Raw genomic sequence first — 16,557 nt, forward strand, 5'->3', positions numbered from 1 at the left:
CAAGCTGGGGACGTGTCGGTCAACAACAGCCTAAACGGTGTTGTTCCCGGTGTTACGGCGCTGCCCGGGAAGCGGCAGCGTCAGCCGATATCGCGTAGTGCTAGCTGTTGGGGTGCGCCCGCGGTGCAGCCCGCGCCGACGACCAGCGCGGTAATGGTCGGGGGCTCCGGCCCGACGACGAGCACCAGGACCGCGTCGGAGCCGCGGAAGGTGATGCTCGACGCACCGAGGACAGCGCGGTCGATGCCGTTGGCCTGGACGCAGCGGGTCAGTGCCGCGTCGTCGGCCAGCGGACCGCGGACCTCGCGCTTGCCCAGTGCGCTGAGCGCGGCCGCGGTGGTGAGTTCGTCGCCCGGGGTGGCCGGTTCGGTGAACTGCGCCGCGGTCGGCGTGCCGTCGGTGGTGTCGAGCGTGCTGACGACCGCGCCTGCGCCGGCCAGGACGGCCACCGTTGCTGCGGCCGCGGCCAGCAGGCCGATCCGGCGACGGGCGCGGTACCGCGCTAGGGAGACCGGTGGTTCGGCCGGTAGCTCCGGCGGCGTCAAACGTTCGGTAGGACCGTCGCCCGCGTCCAGTTCGGCGACGAAACGGAACATGCGGTCGGCGACGTCGTCGGGCATGCGGTGCATGACCCGCTCGTCGTCGCCGAGCCTGCGGAGGTGAGCGTTCACCTCGTCGAGCTGATTCAGGTAGCGCAGCGCGTCTGGGTCGGTGCTGACGGTCGGCCACAGTTGCTCGCGCAATTCCGGCGCGAGATTGTCGGCATGCAGATCGGCCAGCAGTTCCGACGGGAACGGAGGCTGCGGCACGGATCGAGACACCCTCGCACCTCCCCTGTTCTGTCGATATCGGATCGCAGGATTTACATCGCTGACTTGTTCGTCACTGTTAATGACGCATCCGGACTAGATCCGGTTCCCCGGATCCCGGAAAAAGTCCAAACGTTCTTGCAAACGTACGCGCGCTCGGGAGCATCGGCTCTTGATAGTGCCCTCCGCCACCCCGAGCAAGGCGGCCGTTTCGGACACGCTGCGCCCCTCCATTTCGACCATGACCAGGGCGAGCCGCTGGTCCTCCGGCAGCGTGAACAGTGCCTCCTCGACCACGGTCGACAGTTCGAACTCGGCGAACTCGTCGCGCGGGTCGACCGCCTCCGGCATGACGTCGGGCGTGATCGATATCGCACGACGGGTCTTGTTGCGGCGGATCCGGTCCAGGCAGGCGTTGACGACGATGGCGTGCAGCCAGCTGCGCACCTCGGCCTCGGCCCGGAACGAGTTCGCGGTGCGGTGCGCGGACAGCAGGGCGTCCTGCAGCGAGTCGGCGGCGTCCTCGCGGCTGTAGGAGGTGCGCAGGGCGGTCTGCCACAGATGGTCCTTGTGCCTGCGCAGCAGTTCGGCGAACGCGTGCGGCTCGCCACGGACATGGGCGGCCAGCAGTTGCTTGTCGCTGCCGTTCTCCAGGAGGAACGAGCGGTCGCGGTATGCGGCGACCTGCCGCGTTCTCCCCCCGCGGACCTGCTCGTTGACTTCCGGCGACACCTGACCCCTTGGACAGCGCTCATTACGGCGACTTCACGTCGGCGAACGAGGCCGATCCATCACCTGATTACAACGCGGCGTCCAGGATCGACGTCGACAGACCCTGGGTAGCTCCCTGCCGAGAGCGCGGGGCGATCATACCGTCGATAACAATTGCGCACCAACCGGACCGCGGTTCGATGACGGTCGGCATCCGGCGCGAAAGTAGGCGGCCACCAGCGCTGATAGCGGTGGGAGACGGGAGTCGCGGACTAGGGAGCCGCGTCGAAACGGACGTCGGCGATCTCGGTCTGGAACTGACCGCCCGAGTTCGCGAGTTCGGTGATCCAGACGAGCACGAAACGCGCGGCCTGATCGGTCTGCACGGCGATGTCGGTGACCCCGTCGCCGAGCTCGGCCGACCCGATCAGCTGGGTCTGGTCGAGCGTCGGCGCCTCGGTGGGCGAGGTGCGGATCTCGACGGTGCTGCCCGCGCTGGGCGAGGTGATCGAGACATTGGTCAGCTTGGCCGGCGTCGGCAGCGTGGCCAGCAGGCCGACGCCCTTCTTGAGGGCGGGGAACTGCTGGAAGTACTGATCCGTGTGCCACACCGTCGCCGGGTTCTGGTCGAGCACCGCGCCCGCCGTTGCCGCACCGTCCGGGGTGCCCTCCGGGGAGAACACCGCTGCCCCGGTGACGGGCACCGGGAAGCTGGTCGGCGGTGCGGCCGGGGTCTGGCCCGCTGGTGGCGCCGCGGCAGGCGGCGCGACACTCGACGTGAGCCCGATGTTGATCTGCTCGTCCAGCGGCTTGTCCGAGGCGCCGGGCGCGAAGATGCTGACCATCCACCAGATCAAGATGCCGACTACCAGCGCGGCGAGCACGCCGAGGCCGACCATGATCCACATCATCCGCTTGGAGCGGTCCCGCTCGGCGGCGAGCAGCTCCGGATCGGCGAGCGAATCCGGTCCGCTCGCCACGGCCCGCTGCCCCAGCCGCAGGACGGGGATGAAATCGGTCTTCTGGTCGACGACCGAGGCTTGCTCGAGCACGTGCTGCACGGTGGCGGCGGTGCGCACACCCTTGTTCGACTCGAGCGAGCGGACCGCGACGGCCGAGATCTCGAACGGGACCTCCGGCCGGATCTGCCGCGGTTCCACCGGCGTGCCGTCCGGCCCGAAGTCGGCGAGGTGCAGGCCGCCGATGGTGGCCGCGGTTCCGGTGACACCGCCGACCCGGATCGGCCAGCGGGCGGTGATCAGGGCGTAGAGCATCGCGCCGAGGCCGCGCACGTCGGCCTGGGCGTCCGAATCACCGAGGGTGCCGGGGAACGCGAGGACGGCGTCACCGGAGGCGCTGATCCGGATCCGGTCGGGGTGGTCGATCGAGAGCGAGCCGCCGCCGCGGTGGGCCAGTTCGGCCGCCGAGGCGAGCGCCCTGATGGCCCTGGCCGCGCCGATCGGCGACGGCACCGTCTCGGCCATCTCGCGCAGCGAACGACCCGGCGTCCACTCGGCGACGACGATGCCGCCGGAGCTGCCGCGGACCACGTCGAGGACCCTGGCCAGGCCGGGCGAGTTGATCCGGCCGAGGCGCAGCGTGCGCGACAGGATGGCCTGCGGGCCGTCGTGGCCGGAGTTCTCCCCCGACTTCTGATCGGCGTCGACGAAGGTCAGCGCGACCTCGCGGTCGAGCTTGATGTCGAGCGCCTGCCAGAACCGCAGCCCGCGCGCACCGCCGTGCCCGGCAAGCAGCCGGTACCGGCCACCGGCGACGGACGCGCCGGGGATCAGCTTCGGGCCACGCTGGGCACGGTTCGCCGACGGCTGGACCTGCGGCGGGATCGGCAACATGCCGGTGTCGTAGGTCGGATCGTGTGGCATTTCCCGTGGCTCGTCCGCCGGATGTCGCTCGTCGTCCGCCGAGACACTCTGTGGCGATTCGGCCTCGTCGGGCGTGTCGGCGTGCTCGGATCCTGTCGCGCCGGACGCGGCAGGATCGACATCGGTGGACATTCCTCCTGCTTTGCGCGCCGCAGAATCAGCGGCCGGGACGCCGCCCACCGCGTCATCGCTCACCCTCGGTCCTCCTTCGCCCTGATCTCGCGGATCTTTCCGCGTGTTCACGACATCACTACCCATGTCGGTCTGCCGAACAGCGTACGGGAACTGTGCTTGGCCGGTGAGGTCAACAGCACCCGGCCGGATTACGGGCAGGATCATCGTCTGGGTGTCCATCGACGGCCCATACGACGGGAACGCGTAGGTGTCGGGCCTGCGCAGGATCGTGGTCGCGTAGATGTCGTCGGCGGGGCTTTCGTCGAGGCCGAGATCCGGCGCGGGCGGGGTGATACCGAGCTTGCGCGATACGGCGACGGTGATCGCGACGACCTCGGGAATCCCGGCCAGGCGCATCAGACCGAACGCCACCGAGAACATCACCAGCGCGCCGACGGCGACGCGCAGCAGCGACGCGGGACCGCCCGAGAGCTGATCCATCCTGGTGACCGTGTCGACGATGAGCATCACCGCGCCGCCGGCCACCGAGGCGAGCAGCACGCGGGTGACTGTGCGGCCGACGTTGGACATGCGCAGATCGCCGAGGCTGCGGTGCAGCAGCAGGCCGCCGATCACCGCGCCCGCCGTGAAACCGAGGCCGGTCGCGACGCCGAGGATGATCACCACGTCGTCGCTGTCGCGGGCCAGGACCGGCGCCAGCGCGGAGAACAAGATCTTGATGGTGGTGATGCCGAGGATGATCCAGGTCGGGGTCCACGCCTGTTCCCTGGCGTAGAACACACGCAGATGGATCAGCACCAGCGAGTACGGGATGAGCGAGAACGCCGACCAGCTGACCGCACTGCCGAGGCGTTCGGCATCGCCGGAGAACTGGGCGTATCCGTAGAGCGCCTGGCCGATCTCCGGGCCTGCCAGGGTCAGGAAGGTGACGACCGGGATCAACGCGATCATGGTGAGCCGGGTGGCCACGGACAGGTCGTCGACAACGGCCGGGGTGTCGTCGGCGGCGGCGTTGCGGCTCAGTCTCGGCATGATCGCGGTGAGCAGCGTGACACCGAGGACGCCGTAGGGCAGCTGCAGCAGCGCCCAGGCATTGGCGAAGATCGCGGGACCGGCCTCGTCGGCGGCGGAGGCGATGTTGTTCGCGACGACCAGGCCGATCTGGCTGATCAGCACGTACAGGATGATCGCGGCACCCATCTTGCCGAACTGCTTGAGGCGCGCGTCGACGCCCCACAGCGGGCGCAGATTGATGCCGTGCCGCCGGATCGCGGGCAGCAGACTCAACGCCTGCGTCGCCACACCCGCGGTGACGCCGATGCCGAGAACCAGCAGCTTCGGGTCGCTCATCCGCACCGGATCCAGCGTGATCGCGCCCGGCGTCAGCGCGTAGGCGGCCAGCACCGCCAGCACGACGATGTTGTTCAGGACCGGGGCCCACGCGCCCGGTTTGAATGCCTGTCTGGTGTTGAGGATGGCCGTGAACAGCGCCGACATGCCGTAGAACAGGATCGCGGGCGCCAGCAGGTAGGTCAGCGCCGTGGTCAGGTGGGTGTTCACCTTGCCGCCGGAGTCGACGAGCACATGTCCGGCCAGGATCGGGGTCGCGGCCAGCGTCAGTACCGTCGCGACGAACAGCACCGTGAAGGCCGCCGTCACCAACCGGCGCACGAACGCGGCGCCGTTGTCGGCGTCCTCGTGTTCGGCGCGGACCAGCGTCGGCACCACGATCGCCGTCAGCACGGCGCCGAGCACCAGCTCGGCGATCATGTTCGGGATCAGGTTCGCCGAGATGAAAGCACTGGCGATGGCGGGACCGAGGACCGTCAGCAGCAGCAGCTGCTTGGCGAACCCGGTGATACGGCTGATCAGCGTCGCGACGGCGATCGAACCGGAGTCCTTGAGCAGTTTCGCGTTGGCGCTCTGCGGGGTGTCGGGCTTGTCGGCCGTCACCCGCTTGGGGCGCGCGATCTTCTGGGTCTTGGCGGCGGCCTGGTCGTCGACGGCGGTACGTCGACGACTCGCCGAGCCGCGCCCGGATTCCGCCTGCGCGCCGACCGGCGTGCCCGGCATCCCGGGGTACGAGGGGCGTTGCGGGGCGTTGCGACGCTCCTGGCCCTCCGGCCGTCGCCCAGCGGCGTCGTGATCGCGACCGGGCCTGCGATCCGGACCGCTCGGCTGTTCCCCGACCCGCTGTTCCGGTCGGCCCTGCCTGGGGATAGCACCGGACTGTGGGCCACGCGGGGGGAAGTCTCCCGCGCGTGCACCGGTCGCTGGGCGCGGCGGAACCGCACCTTCCTGCGGCCGCTGGGGGCGTATCCCCGCGTCGATATCGGGACGCGCCTGCCGTTGGATCGCACCGGAGGGCGACCCGTGCGCCGACGCGGGACGTTGCTGGGGGAACTCACCCGACCGCGGGGCCTGCCCTGGTCGCTGCGAAAACTCCCCCGGGTGCGCGCCCGAACCCGGTCGAGAGGGTTGGGGTGGCTGACCAGGCAGAGCACCCTGGGCTGGGTGCGGCGGCTGGGGCTGACGCGGCGGCGGAAAATCCCCGGGATGCGCGCCGGGCCCTGGACGCGGCGGTTGTGGCTGACCCGGGCGCTGTGCCTGCGGGAACTCGCCCGAGCGTCCGGCGGCACCGGGTTGCTGCGGAACGCCGGGACGGCCGAACTGGCCGGGGCGTTGTTGCTGTGGGAACTCGCCGGAACGATCGGCTGGGCTGGGGTGCTCCTGCGGCGGAACGCTGGGACGGCCGACCTGCCCTGGCCGCTGCTGCTGCGGAAATTCACCGGATTGCCCTGCCCGCTGCACGCGCGGCAACTCACCGGATCGACCGGCTCGAGGCGGTGGCTGACGATTGTCGCCGTGCGGACCGCGCGGCTGATCCGGCGCACCGTATCCCGCCGGCGGCGCGCCGGGATGATCGGACGATACGGGCCGAAACCCGGTCGGCTGTTCGCCGGGACGGAACTCAGCGGGCCGATACCCGGGCGGCTGCTCACCGGGACGGTATCCGGGCTGACCGGGAGGCATGCCCGGCCGGGGTCCGGCACCTGGCTGAGGGTCGGCACCTGGCCGAGGACCAGGCTGACGACGCACACCCTGCTGGTCGAAGCCCGGATCTACGGCCCGGTGCGGCGGACGCCCCGGCTCACCAGGACGCGGTGCGGCGACGTTTCCCTCGTGCTCCCCGGCCGTCATCCCACGCTCCCACGGCGCGACGGGCGTAGGGCGCTGTGCCCGTCCGTCGCGACGATCGTCGTGGTCGTGCCGATGAGCGGAATCATCGTCGCCCATCATGCCTCCTGTACCCGGCGTAACCCGCGAATCCCGCCGGTCCGATGAGCGTTTCGCTCACCCGTGCCACTCTCGTCCTTGTCTGCCATGTTCCCCCGCCCGCGTGTCAGGCGCGGGCGATCAGTGCCGTTCGAACCCCTCGTCGGCGGGATCGGGTTGCCCGCGGAACCGGCGCCACAACCGGCGCCCGGCCAACAGCAACAGCAGTATTCCGGCACATGCCGTAATTATGGCCAAGGCCTGCCCGTAGGCGTTCGAGCGCACCGAGACCGAGGTCGGCTCGCCTAGCGCGACGCCGTCGGGCGTGGTAAGGGAAATCGGAATCACCAGCTTACGGCTGTCGCTCACCTCGGTCGGAATCTGGAACGAGCGGGTGCCGGACGGCGGAAGCAGCTGTTCGCCGATGTCGGTGATGTTCGTCTCGGCGGGCGCCTCGATCCGGAACTGCACCCGGATGGCGACCGGCAGTTCATTGCGGGCAACCAGCAGCAGCGGGCTCTGTTCCGAGGCCAGCGTGTACACCCCGCCCGGCGGCAGCACCGACACCGCGGCGAACATGTCGTCGAGTTCGCGGGTGGCCTGGTCGATGCGGCGCTGGGCGTGCAGATCGGCCTGGGTGTCGTCGTCGGTCCTGCGGTCGGACAGGCTCAGCGCGCGCAGCAGGTCTTCCCTGGCCGGGGTCATGAAGGCGTGCGGGGTGAGCTCGGATTCCGGCAGCTCGACCAGCGCGCGCATCAGCTCGGTGATCCGCGCGCCCTGGGCGTGGATCGGCGGCACGAACCGCTCCGGCGCCGCGTCCTGGGCCGCGCGCGGCAGGTATTCGAGCGCGAACGGGCGCGGGTCGGGCGCCTGGGCGACGAGGTCGGCGAAACTGCGCGGGCTCGCGAGGTTGTTGCGGGTGAGCAGCTCGACCTGCTTGAGCAGCGCGATGCCCTCTTCCCGGTTGGCGCCCCACTGCTGCGGTGGCATGAGCAGCTGCGAGCGCGGCCGGTCCGCCGCCGGGTTCAGCGCCGTCCAGGCCATCGCGCCGAGCGCGTCCTGCAGCCGGGCCGCGCGCGAGTCGTTGGTGACGTCGAAACGCACCTTCGACGGCGTGAACGACGGGGTCGGCGGATTCGAGCCGACGGCGGCCAGCGCGGTCGCCGTCCAGATGTCGAAGGTCGTCACGCGGAGCGCGGGGTCGGTCGGCGCGGGCGCGGCCGCGGGCTGGTCGACGCTCACCCCCGGCACCCGGACGACGTCCGGCGCCGCCTGCTCCCCACCGACGACGACGCCCGGCTCGAGCGTCGCAGGCGCGGAGGTGAGGGCGTTGTCGGTGTCGCTCGGCACGCCGTCGGTGGTCACGGCCGTGCTCGCCAGCACCGCCGTCCCGTACCCGTGACCGCGCAGCAGCTGCCCGGCCGGATCGTCGATGCTGCCGGAATCGGGCAGGCTGACCCCGCGCAGCGACTGGGTGCCGAGAATCGCGTCGACCACGTCGGCCGGGGCGAGCAGCGCCCGCGCGGACAGCCCCGGATCGTTCACCGCGGCCAGCGCCGACACGTCGACCTGCGCGAACGGCAACGCCACCGTGCACATCGACCCGGCCAGCGCGCGCAACCGGTCGAGCCAGGCCTGCGCGCTCGCGGCTCCTGTCCCCTCCCTGGTCGCGCCTTCGGGATCGGACGGGCTGGCCAGCACCCGGTAGCCGCGCGTCATCGTCTGCACGGTCGAGACCAGGTCGGGGTCGATCGCGATGCACACCGAACTCGCCACCCCGCGCTCGCGACCTGGTGTCGGCGCGACCGATTCCAGCGCGGCCACCAGCTGTTCGAGCCGTCCGCCCTTGCCGACCGATACGGCCAGTTCGTCGTCGAGCAGTTCGACCTGCCCGGTGACCGCCCCCGGCCTGCCCGCGACCATGCGCGGGCGGTCGGCGAGCGGCCAGATCACCGTGGTCGCCACCGGCGTCGCGTCGGCGGGCGCCGGGACCGGCTCGGTCGCGCCGCCCGCCTCGCCAGCGGGCAGGCCGAGTACCGGCAGCAGGAATCGGGCGTCGTCGAGCCTGGCCTGGGTGCCATAGGCCGGTTCCCCGTTGACGTTCAGCAGCAGCGGATACACCCCGGGATCGGTCAGCCCGAGCGAGGCGCCCTCACCGCCGGCCCGCAGCGCGATGCGCACCGAGAACTGTTTGCGCTGACCGGGACTCAACCGCTCGGCCACATCCTGGAACGGCCCGGTGACCTCGTAGTTCACCTGATCGAGCCGCAGCGAACTGCGCAGCCCGCTCGGCGAGTCCACCGGCGCGGCGCGCTGGATCCGTACGGCCACATCGTCGACGACCCGGTCGCCGATATTGGTGACGGTGCCCGACACCGTCAGCATCGGGTCGCTGCTCGTCGTGACCGTGCCAGGCGCGATGGCGTCCAGGGTCAGCTTGAGGAATTTCGGTGCCGACGCGCCCGACCCGTTCGGTTGCGCGTGCCCGACCGCCGGCAGGAGCGTCACCGAACCCAAGATGGTCAGGACCGCCGTGATCAGCCGGAACAGTCCACCCGTCATCGCTTGCCGGTCTCCATCCGGTCGATCATTCGATTCGCCACTTCGGCCAGCCGCCGTTCGTCGGCATAGGCCAATCGGGAATCCAACTCGCTCAACGGAACCCACGCAACCTGGGTGACTTCCACGTCGGCGTCGGACAGTTCACCGCCGAGCGAGCGCAGCAGGAAATGGTGCACGGTCTTGTGTACCCGCCTGCCCTCGGTCACGAACCAGTAATCGATGCTGCCCAGCTCGGCGACCACTTCGCCGCTGATGCCGGTCTCCTCGGCGACCTCGCGAATCGCGGTCTGCTCGGAGGTCTCCCCCGCCTCGATATGCCCTTTGGGCAGCGACCACAGCAGTCGCCCCCGGCGATCGGTACGCCCGATCAGCGCGGCGGAGCGCTGCTCACTCGGACCATCGAGGCCGTCGACGACGAGACCGCCCGCCGAGGTCTCGCGCACGGTCCGCATGCGCGGTTTGCCGGCATTGCTCGCCGAACCCCGCCGCCGCGGCTGGCGGCGTCGACTGTTCGCGCGATCGGCCGGAGGAGACACCCAGCCAGCTTATAGGTGCCGGTGTGCCAGGAGTGCGGGACGGCGCTTCCGCAACCCGCTGATCACGTGAGAACATGGGTAACTCCCCAGCCACCTCCCAGCCGCTGCCCACCTGATCGCGAGCCCGACAACCAATGGTCGAGCTCCTGAAAGGCCCGCTGAGTTCCGGGGAGGCGGACGAGCCCAGTAGGCTGGCTGTTCGTGGTTTCCCCCAACGTTGTCCCTGATGCTGTGGCGGATCGTCGAGCTCGGCTGCTGGCCGCGGCGGCGGTGACGCTGGGGCAGTTGTCGGATGTGCTGACACCGTTGGGCGAGATGTTCGCCGAGCGCGGGCATTCCCTTTATCTTGTCGGCGGCAGCGTCAGGGACGCGGTGCTGGGCAGGCTTGGCACCGATCTGGATTTCACCACCGATGCCAGGCCGGACGTGGTGCAGGAGATGATGCGCGGCTGGGCCGACCATCTCTGGGACACCGGTGGCCTCGCCTTCGGCACCGTGAGCGCGGCCAAGGACGATCAGCAGCTCGAGATCACCACCTTCCGCGCCGACACCTACGACCGGGTCTCGCGCAATCCCGAGGTCACCTTCGGTGACACGCTCGAGGGCGACCTGGTCCGGCGCGATTTCACGGTCAACGCGATGGCGGTGAAGATCGCCGCCGACGGCTCGCTCGAATTCGTCGATCCGCTCGACGGTCTCGACGCCCTGCTCGACGGCGTCCTCGATACCCCTGCCGCGCCGCAGGATTCGTTCGACGACGATCCGTTGCGGATGCTGCGCGCGGCCCGCTTCGTCGCCCAGCTCGGTTTCGACGTGGCGCCGCGGGTGCGGGCCGCGATCGAGGAGATGGCCGAGCAGATCGACCGGATCACCGCCGAGCGGGTGCGCGCCGAACTCGACAAGCTGATCGGCGCCGATCACCCGATCGACGGCATCAACCTCATGTGCGACACCGGCCTGGCGCAGCGGGTGCTGCCCGAGGTGCCCGCGATGAAGCTCGAGATCGACGAGCACCACCAGCACAAGGACGTCTACCAGCATTCGCTCACCGTGCTCTCCCAGGCGATCGACCAGGAGGAGGGCGATCCCGACCTGGTACTGCGCTGGGCGGCGCTGCTGCACGACATCGGCAAGCCCGACACCAAGCGCAACGAGCCGGGCGGCGGCGTGAGCTTCCACCACCACGAGGTGGTCGGCGCGAAGATGGTGCGCAAGCGCATGCGCGCCTTGAAGTATCCGAAGGCGTTCACCGAAGAGGTTGCGCGCCTGGTGTTCCTGCACCTGCGCTTCCACGGCTACGGCAAGGGCCAGTGGACCGATTCGGCGGTGCGCCGCTACGTCACCGACGCCGACGACCTGCTCGATCGCCTGCACAAGCTGGTCCGCGCCGACTGCACGACCCGCAACAAGCGCCGCGCCGCCGCCCTGCGCGCCACCTACGACGAGCTCGAGGAGCGCATCGCCACGCTGCGCGCGCAGGAGGATCTGGCCCGGGTGCGGCCCGATCTGGACGGCAATTCGATCATGGAGCTGCTCGGCCTCGCGCCGGGTCCGCAGGTCGGCAAGGCGTGGAAATACCTCAAGGACCTGCGCCTCGACCGTGGCCCGATGACCCGCGAGGAAGCCGAGGCCGCGCTGCTCGAGTGGTGGGCCGCCGAGAACGCCTGATCAGAAGACGATCAGCGTGGTACCCGCGACGATGGCCGAGCGGATCTGCGCCAGGTCGAACGAGCCGGTCGTCGCCGGCAGTTCGATCCGGAAGCGCACCTTGTCACCGCGCCGGTGGGCGTAGGTGATGCTGGCCCGGTTGGGCAGGTCGTCGAGCAGCAGCGCTGGTGCAGGCACCGCGCGCTTGGGCAGCCGGATGCCGTGCCAGCTGGCCTTGCGGATGTCGATGCTGAGCAGGTTGTCGTAGACCTGCGCGTCGACCAGCGCGCGCATCTTGCGGGTGCGATGCGTCGCGAGGATGCGGCCGCGCTCGTCGAGACGCACCCGCCAGTCCAGGTTCTGCGCGTCCACCCATTCCACCAGCGCCCCGATGCCGATGGTGCCCTCGATGTCGAGCTGCTGCACGCGGATCTTGGTCGGCACACCGGGGATGAGCCGGACGCCGTGCGCGATGACGGTGACGTTGTCGAACGGATGCGAGTCCCAGACCAGATCCGACAGCACCGTCTTGCTCTGGAAGTGGGCGCCGCGCCTGCGCACCTTGAACACCTCGAGGGTGGCGGTGAGGTCGTGCCCCAGCAGGGTGGCGCTGACTTCCTGCCCGCCGAAGCGGCTGAGGATCCCCTCGCTGAGCACGGTCATCAGCACATCGGGCATGAGCGCGGTGACGGTGCCGGAGCCGAGGTCGGCGACGGGGTCGGCCCAGGACGTGGTGAAGCCGAGCCACTGGTCGATCCACGACGGGTCGAGCAGGCGTCTGCCCAGGTCGACAGCGCCCGACAGTGACCAGGACTTCGGATCGAAATACGTGGCCATGATGGTCCGAGCGTACTTGGCCGCCGCCCGCCCGGCCACGCTCCGCGGCGTGTTGTGCGCGCATCACCGCCGCATGGCGCGGGTATCCACGCCCCGGTGGTGATGGCGCGAACGGAGTCGTTCATGCTCGAATCACCACCTGGGAGTGCCGCGCGAACACCGGAGGGCATCGCATGCCGCTGGACCTGAACAGTGATCTGGGCGAAGGCTTCGGCCCGTGGCGGATGGGTGACGACGCCGCGATGCTCGACATCGTCACCAGCGCCAACATCGCCTGCGGTTTCCACGCGGGCGACCCGTCCATCATGCGCCGGACCTGCGAACTCGCGGTCGCCAAGGGCGTACGGATCGGCGCCCATGTCGGTTACCGCGACCTGGTCGGTTTCGGCCGCCGCGATATCGCCATCGCCCCGGCCGACCTGCGCGACGAGATGCTGTACCAGATCGGCGCTCTCGCGGCGTTCGCGCGCGCGGCGGGCGACCGGGTGCGCTACGTCAAGCCGCACGGCGCGCTTTACCACGCGGCCGCCCGCGATCGTCTGCTCGCCGACGCCGTGCTGGCCGCGGTCGCCGAGGCCGAATCCGGGCTCGCCCTGCTCGGACCGGCCGGAACGGAGCTCGAGCGGGCCGCGGGCAGACTGGGCGTTCGGTTCATCGGCGAGGGCTTCGCCGACCGCGCCTACACGGCGACCGGCGCCCTCGCCCCGCGCGGAGTTGCCGGCGCGGTGCTGCCGCCCGACACGGCCGTCGCCCAGGCTGTTTCTCTTGCGGTGTCAGGGACCGCGCGTACCGTAGACGGTCCCGGTACGGTCGCCGTGACCGTGGCCAGTGTGTGCGTCCACGGCGATTCCCCGGCTGCCGTGGAGATGGCCCGCCGAATTCGGCAGGCGCTCGACGAGGCAGGCGTACCGGTGGAGCCGTTCGGCTGAGGGTGGGAGGCAGGATGGACGAGGCAGGACCGAGGGACACGACCAACGATTGGAACTCGCGGATCCGGCCCGCGGGTGACCGTGCCATGCTCATCACGCTCGATGATCCGCGTCCGGTGCAGCGGCTGGCCTCCGCCCTGCGCGTGCACGCGATCGCCGGCGTACAGGATGTGCTGCCCGCGGCGGAAACCGTTCTGGTGACCATGCATTCGGTGAGCTACGGCGTCCAGGTCCGCCGCGAGCTCGTCGCGCTGCTCGATCGGCTGGATCATGACCCGCCGCAACCGGATTCGCCGGATGTTTCCCGTGGAACACTGCCCGACAGCGAGTTTCCCGACGACGTGGTGGAGATCCCGGTCCGCTACGACGGCGCGGATCTGCCCGAGATCGCCCGGCTGCTCGACCTGTCGGTCCCGGAGGTGATCGCGGCGCACACCGGCACGGTCTGGCGGTGCGCGTTCGTCGGTTTCGCCCCCGGCTTCGGCTATCTGACCTCGCCCGACGGCAGACTGACGGTGCCGCGCCGAGCCCAGGCCCGCACCGCCATCCCGCCCGGCGCGGTGGCCCTGGCAGGCGGCTACTCGGCGGTGTATCCGCGGGGCACGCCGGGCGGCTGGCAGCTGATCGGCACAACCGATCTGCGGATGTGGGTGGTCGACCGTGATCCACCGGCGCTGGTGCGGGCGGGGACGGCGGTACGGTTCGTCGACGCGGCGACCACGGAATAACACCAGGGCTGCTCAACGATGCGCCGCCTCGACAGCGAATCGGGGAGTGATCGCATGCTGATCTTCATCGAGCGGGTGGGACCGCTCGCGACGGTCCAGGACCTGGGGCGGCCAGGGTGGTTCGATTCGGGGGTGGGACAGGCGGGGGCGGCTGACCGCGCCTCGTTACGGCTGGCGAACCGGCTGGTCGGCAATCCGGAGGATTTCGCGGCCATCGAGGTGCTGCTCGGCGGACTGGCCCTGCGCGCCGACGGCCACCTCACGGTCGCGGTCACCGGCGCCGCCGCGCCCGCGACCGTCGACGGCACGCCGGTCGGCCACGCCAGCGTGCTCGAACTCGCGGAGGGCAGGGTGCTGCGCCTCGGCCTGGCCAGGTCGGGTCTGCGCAGCTACGTTGCGGTGCGCGGCGGCATCGATGTGCCCAAGGTTCTCGGTTCGCGCAGCCGCGACACCATGTCGGGCATCGGTCCCGAGCCATTACAGACGGGCACGCAACTCCCGGTCGGGCCGCCGCCACGCACCCTGCCGACCGTCGAGTTCGCGCCGCTCCCGGTGCCACCGGAGGTGCTCACCGTCCGGGCCAGGCCCGGCCCACGGGACGACTGGTTCGCCGATCCCGACGAGCTGTTCCACGGTTCCTGGGTGGTCTCCGCCGACACCGATCGCATCGGCGCCCGCCTCGACCGCGCCGAGGGCCAACCGCTGGTCCGGTCGGTCAACCACGAACTGCCGGCCGAAGGGGTGGCCCTCGGCTCGGTCCAGGTTCCCCCGAGCGGCCAGCCGGTCGTCTTCCTCGCCGATCACCCGATCACCGGCGGCTATCCGGTGATCGCCGTGGTGCTCGACGCGGATGTGGACCGGGTGGCGCAGGCCAGGCCGGGCGAGCGACTGCGGTTCGTGCCGGTGCGCTGATCAGCCGGGCGGATTCAGCTGGGCGTGCATCAGGTACACGTTGTAGCTCTGCCACGCCGACATCGTGAAGTACAGGTCGCGCGCGGTCGACCAGGGATGGATGAAGCCGCCGTAGGCCATCGGGTAGTCCTGCGTGGAAACCAGCGGCACCGCCGAGGTCCACCGCCCCTGCGGTTCCGACGCGGTGCGGAGCACGATCTGGCTGGCCGGGGCGTCCAGGTAGACCATCTGCCACTGTTGGCTCTCCGCGTCGAAGCGCACCGACAGTTCGCTGGCCGTGCCCGCGACGAGCGGTGTCGCCGAATTCTCCGCGGCGGGTGCCCAATCGCCGTCGACCCAGTACTGGTAGGCCGTCTTGTTGAGCACCTCGCTCTTGCGCACCCTGGCCAGGCCGATCACGCCGATCCGCCCGTTGGGCGTGCCGAACATGTAGACGTACTCCCCGTGCGGCACCATCGCCGCCACCTGGAACCGGCCGACCCCGAACATGTTCTCCCAGCGGGCATGCTGATCCTTGGTCCAGGTCTGCCCGCCGTCGTCGGAGTACGCCAGCCCGCCGTAGTTGGTCAGCCACATGCCGGGGACCCTCGACCAGTGGTTGACCGACATGTAGCTCAGGAACTGCCTGCGCCCGATCGCGAACCCCGAGGTGGGGATGGTGGTGGTCTCCCAGTTCTTGATCTTGCGGCTGCCGAGCAGTTCGGCGGCGTGGCAGGGACTGTCCTGCACCATCGAATCGATGACGAGTCCGTCGTCGAGGTTCGTGTCGGTGCTGTAGGCGAGCACGTTGGACCGCCAGTCGGCGGTGTCGGAGCCGGCGCCGCCGTATTCCCAGCCCTCGCCGAAGGTGTCGCCGAAGACCACGGCCACCTTGCCGGGTTCGGTCTCCCAGAACAGGCCGAGGTCGGTGCCGTCGACCTGCCAGCGCATGTCGGTCCGGTTGTTCGAGCCGTGCCCGGTGACCTGCTCGACGAGCCGCACCGACTCCACGACCGGCGTCGCGACCGCGGGCCGCAGCGGGCCCGGTTCCACGGGACGCACCACACGCGGCGGCGCCTCCTGGGCCGGTTCCCCCTCACCACCGGGTACCGGGTACGGAATGGTCTCCCGCTCGGGCTTGAGCCGGATGCGCGGCAGCCCCGAACCCGAGCCCGAACCCGTCCCGGAACCCGAGCCTGAACCCGAACTCGGTGACGCGGTGCCCGAATCCTCGATTCCGTCTTCGGGTTCGGGCGTGTCCCTGACCTCAGGGCACGGATTGAGGCACGGATCCGAGGGCAACGGCACCTGCGCGACGCGGGTGTTGTCGTGCGGCGGATCGGGCAGCGGCACCGGGGTCAGCTCCGGTATCACGACGGGGATGTCGATGCTCGGCGGAACCATCGGCCCGAGCGGCGCCGGCGGCGCGGCCGGATCGGGCAGCCGGTTGAGTGGGTCGAATCCTGTTTCACCGCACATGTTTACGGGCGGCGGCATCCAGGGGAACGGCGCGGCGTAGGCGGGGATGGCGAGCGCCACCGCCAGTAGGGCGCCGAGTGCGGTCGATCCGTGCGATGCGCGCATGTGCTCCCTCGAATGGATATCCGAACGAA

At 70.3% G+C, this 16,557-nt stretch carries 12 protein-coding genes; 5 read left to right on the forward strand and 7 right to left on the reverse strand.

The window, feature by feature from the left end; translation table 11 throughout:
• Positions 1-80: 80 nt before the first annotated feature.
• The 3 genes from ACWF82_RS26005 to ACWF82_RS26015 all read right to left on the reverse strand — a co-directional run bounded on the left by ACWF82_RS26005 (position 81) and on the right by ACWF82_RS26015 (position 5,611).
• Positions 81-821, reverse strand: coding sequence for a hypothetical protein (locus ACWF82_RS26005; protein WP_452505224.1), 741 nt, complete (start codon positions 819-821; stop codon positions 81-83).
• An 84-nt stretch (positions 822-905) separates the two neighbouring features.
• Positions 906-1,463, reverse strand: a complete 558-nt coding sequence (gene sigM / locus ACWF82_RS26010; RefSeq protein WP_452505272.1) for an RNA polymerase sigma factor SigM — start codon at positions 1,461-1,463, stop codon at positions 906-908.
• Between the two features lie 329 nt (positions 1,464-1,792).
• Entirely contained in the window at positions 1,793-5,611 is a 3,819-nt protein-coding gene (locus tag ACWF82_RS26015) for a murein biosynthesis integral membrane protein MurJ (protein WP_452505226.1), read from the reverse strand.
• A 483-nt stretch (positions 5,612-6,094) separates the two neighbouring features.
• Here ACWF82_RS26015 and ACWF82_RS26020 point away from each other — a divergent pair, with 483 nt between their 5' ends.
• Positions 6,095-6,883 (forward strand): hypothetical protein, encoded by a 789-nt coding sequence (locus ACWF82_RS26020; protein ID WP_452505228.1) that lies wholly within the window; start codon positions 6,095-6,097, stop codon positions 6,881-6,883.
• 72 nt (positions 6,884-6,955) lie between these two features.
• On the opposite strand, the gene ACWF82_RS26025 is transcribed toward ACWF82_RS26020, so the two are convergent.
• Entirely contained in the window at positions 6,956-9,376 is a 2,421-nt protein-coding gene (locus ACWF82_RS26025; RefSeq protein WP_452505229.1) for a DUF6049 family protein, read from the reverse strand.
• On the reverse strand, positions 9,373-9,828 hold the full coding sequence (locus tag ACWF82_RS26030; RefSeq protein ID WP_452505274.1) for an NUDIX hydrolase: 456 nt from the start codon (positions 9,826-9,828) through the stop codon (positions 9,373-9,375). The genes ACWF82_RS26025 and ACWF82_RS26030 overlap by 4 nt, the downstream gene beginning before the upstream one ends.
• A gap of 315 nt (positions 9,829-10,143) precedes the next feature.
• Between ACWF82_RS26030 and ACWF82_RS26035 the strand changes: the two genes are divergently transcribed.
• Complete coding sequence (locus ACWF82_RS26035) at positions 10,144-11,580, forward strand: CCA tRNA nucleotidyltransferase (protein WP_452505231.1); 1,437 nt, start codon at positions 10,144-10,146, stop codon at positions 11,578-11,580.
• Here the strand turns inward: ACWF82_RS26035 and ACWF82_RS26040 are convergent, their stop codons facing one another.
• On the reverse strand, positions 11,581-12,396 hold the full coding sequence (locus ACWF82_RS26040; RefSeq protein ID WP_452505233.1) for a hypothetical protein: 816 nt from the start codon (positions 12,394-12,396) through the stop codon (positions 11,581-11,583). It lies immediately after the preceding gene.
• A gap of 173 nt (positions 12,397-12,569) precedes the next feature.
• Here ACWF82_RS26040 and ACWF82_RS26045 point away from each other — a divergent pair, with 173 nt between their 5' ends.
• The 3 genes from ACWF82_RS26045 to ACWF82_RS26055 are packed head-to-tail and all read left to right on the forward strand — an operon-like array spanning position 12,570 to position 14,965.
• Positions 12,570-13,325 (forward strand): LamB/YcsF family protein, encoded by a 756-nt coding sequence (locus ACWF82_RS26045; protein ID WP_452505235.1) that lies wholly within the window; start codon positions 12,570-12,572, stop codon positions 13,323-13,325.
• Between the two features lie 14 nt (positions 13,326-13,339).
• Entirely contained in the window at positions 13,340-14,053 is a 714-nt protein-coding gene (locus ACWF82_RS26050; protein ID WP_452505237.1) for a 5-oxoprolinase subunit B family protein, read from the forward strand.
• Positions 14,054-14,107: 54 nt separating this feature from the next.
• Positions 14,108-14,965 (forward strand): 5-oxoprolinase subunit C family protein, encoded by an 858-nt coding sequence (locus ACWF82_RS26055; RefSeq protein ID WP_452505239.1) that lies wholly within the window; start codon positions 14,108-14,110, stop codon positions 14,963-14,965.
• On the opposite strand, the gene ACWF82_RS26060 is transcribed toward ACWF82_RS26055, so the two are convergent.
• A complete protein-coding gene (locus ACWF82_RS26060; RefSeq protein WP_452505240.1) occupies positions 14,966-16,528 on the reverse strand; it encodes a DUF4185 domain-containing protein in 1,563 nt (520 codons plus the stop codon).
• Positions 16,529-16,557: the final 29 nt, after the last annotated feature.

It is taken from the genome of Nocardia sp. NPDC055053 (assembly GCF_053608285.1).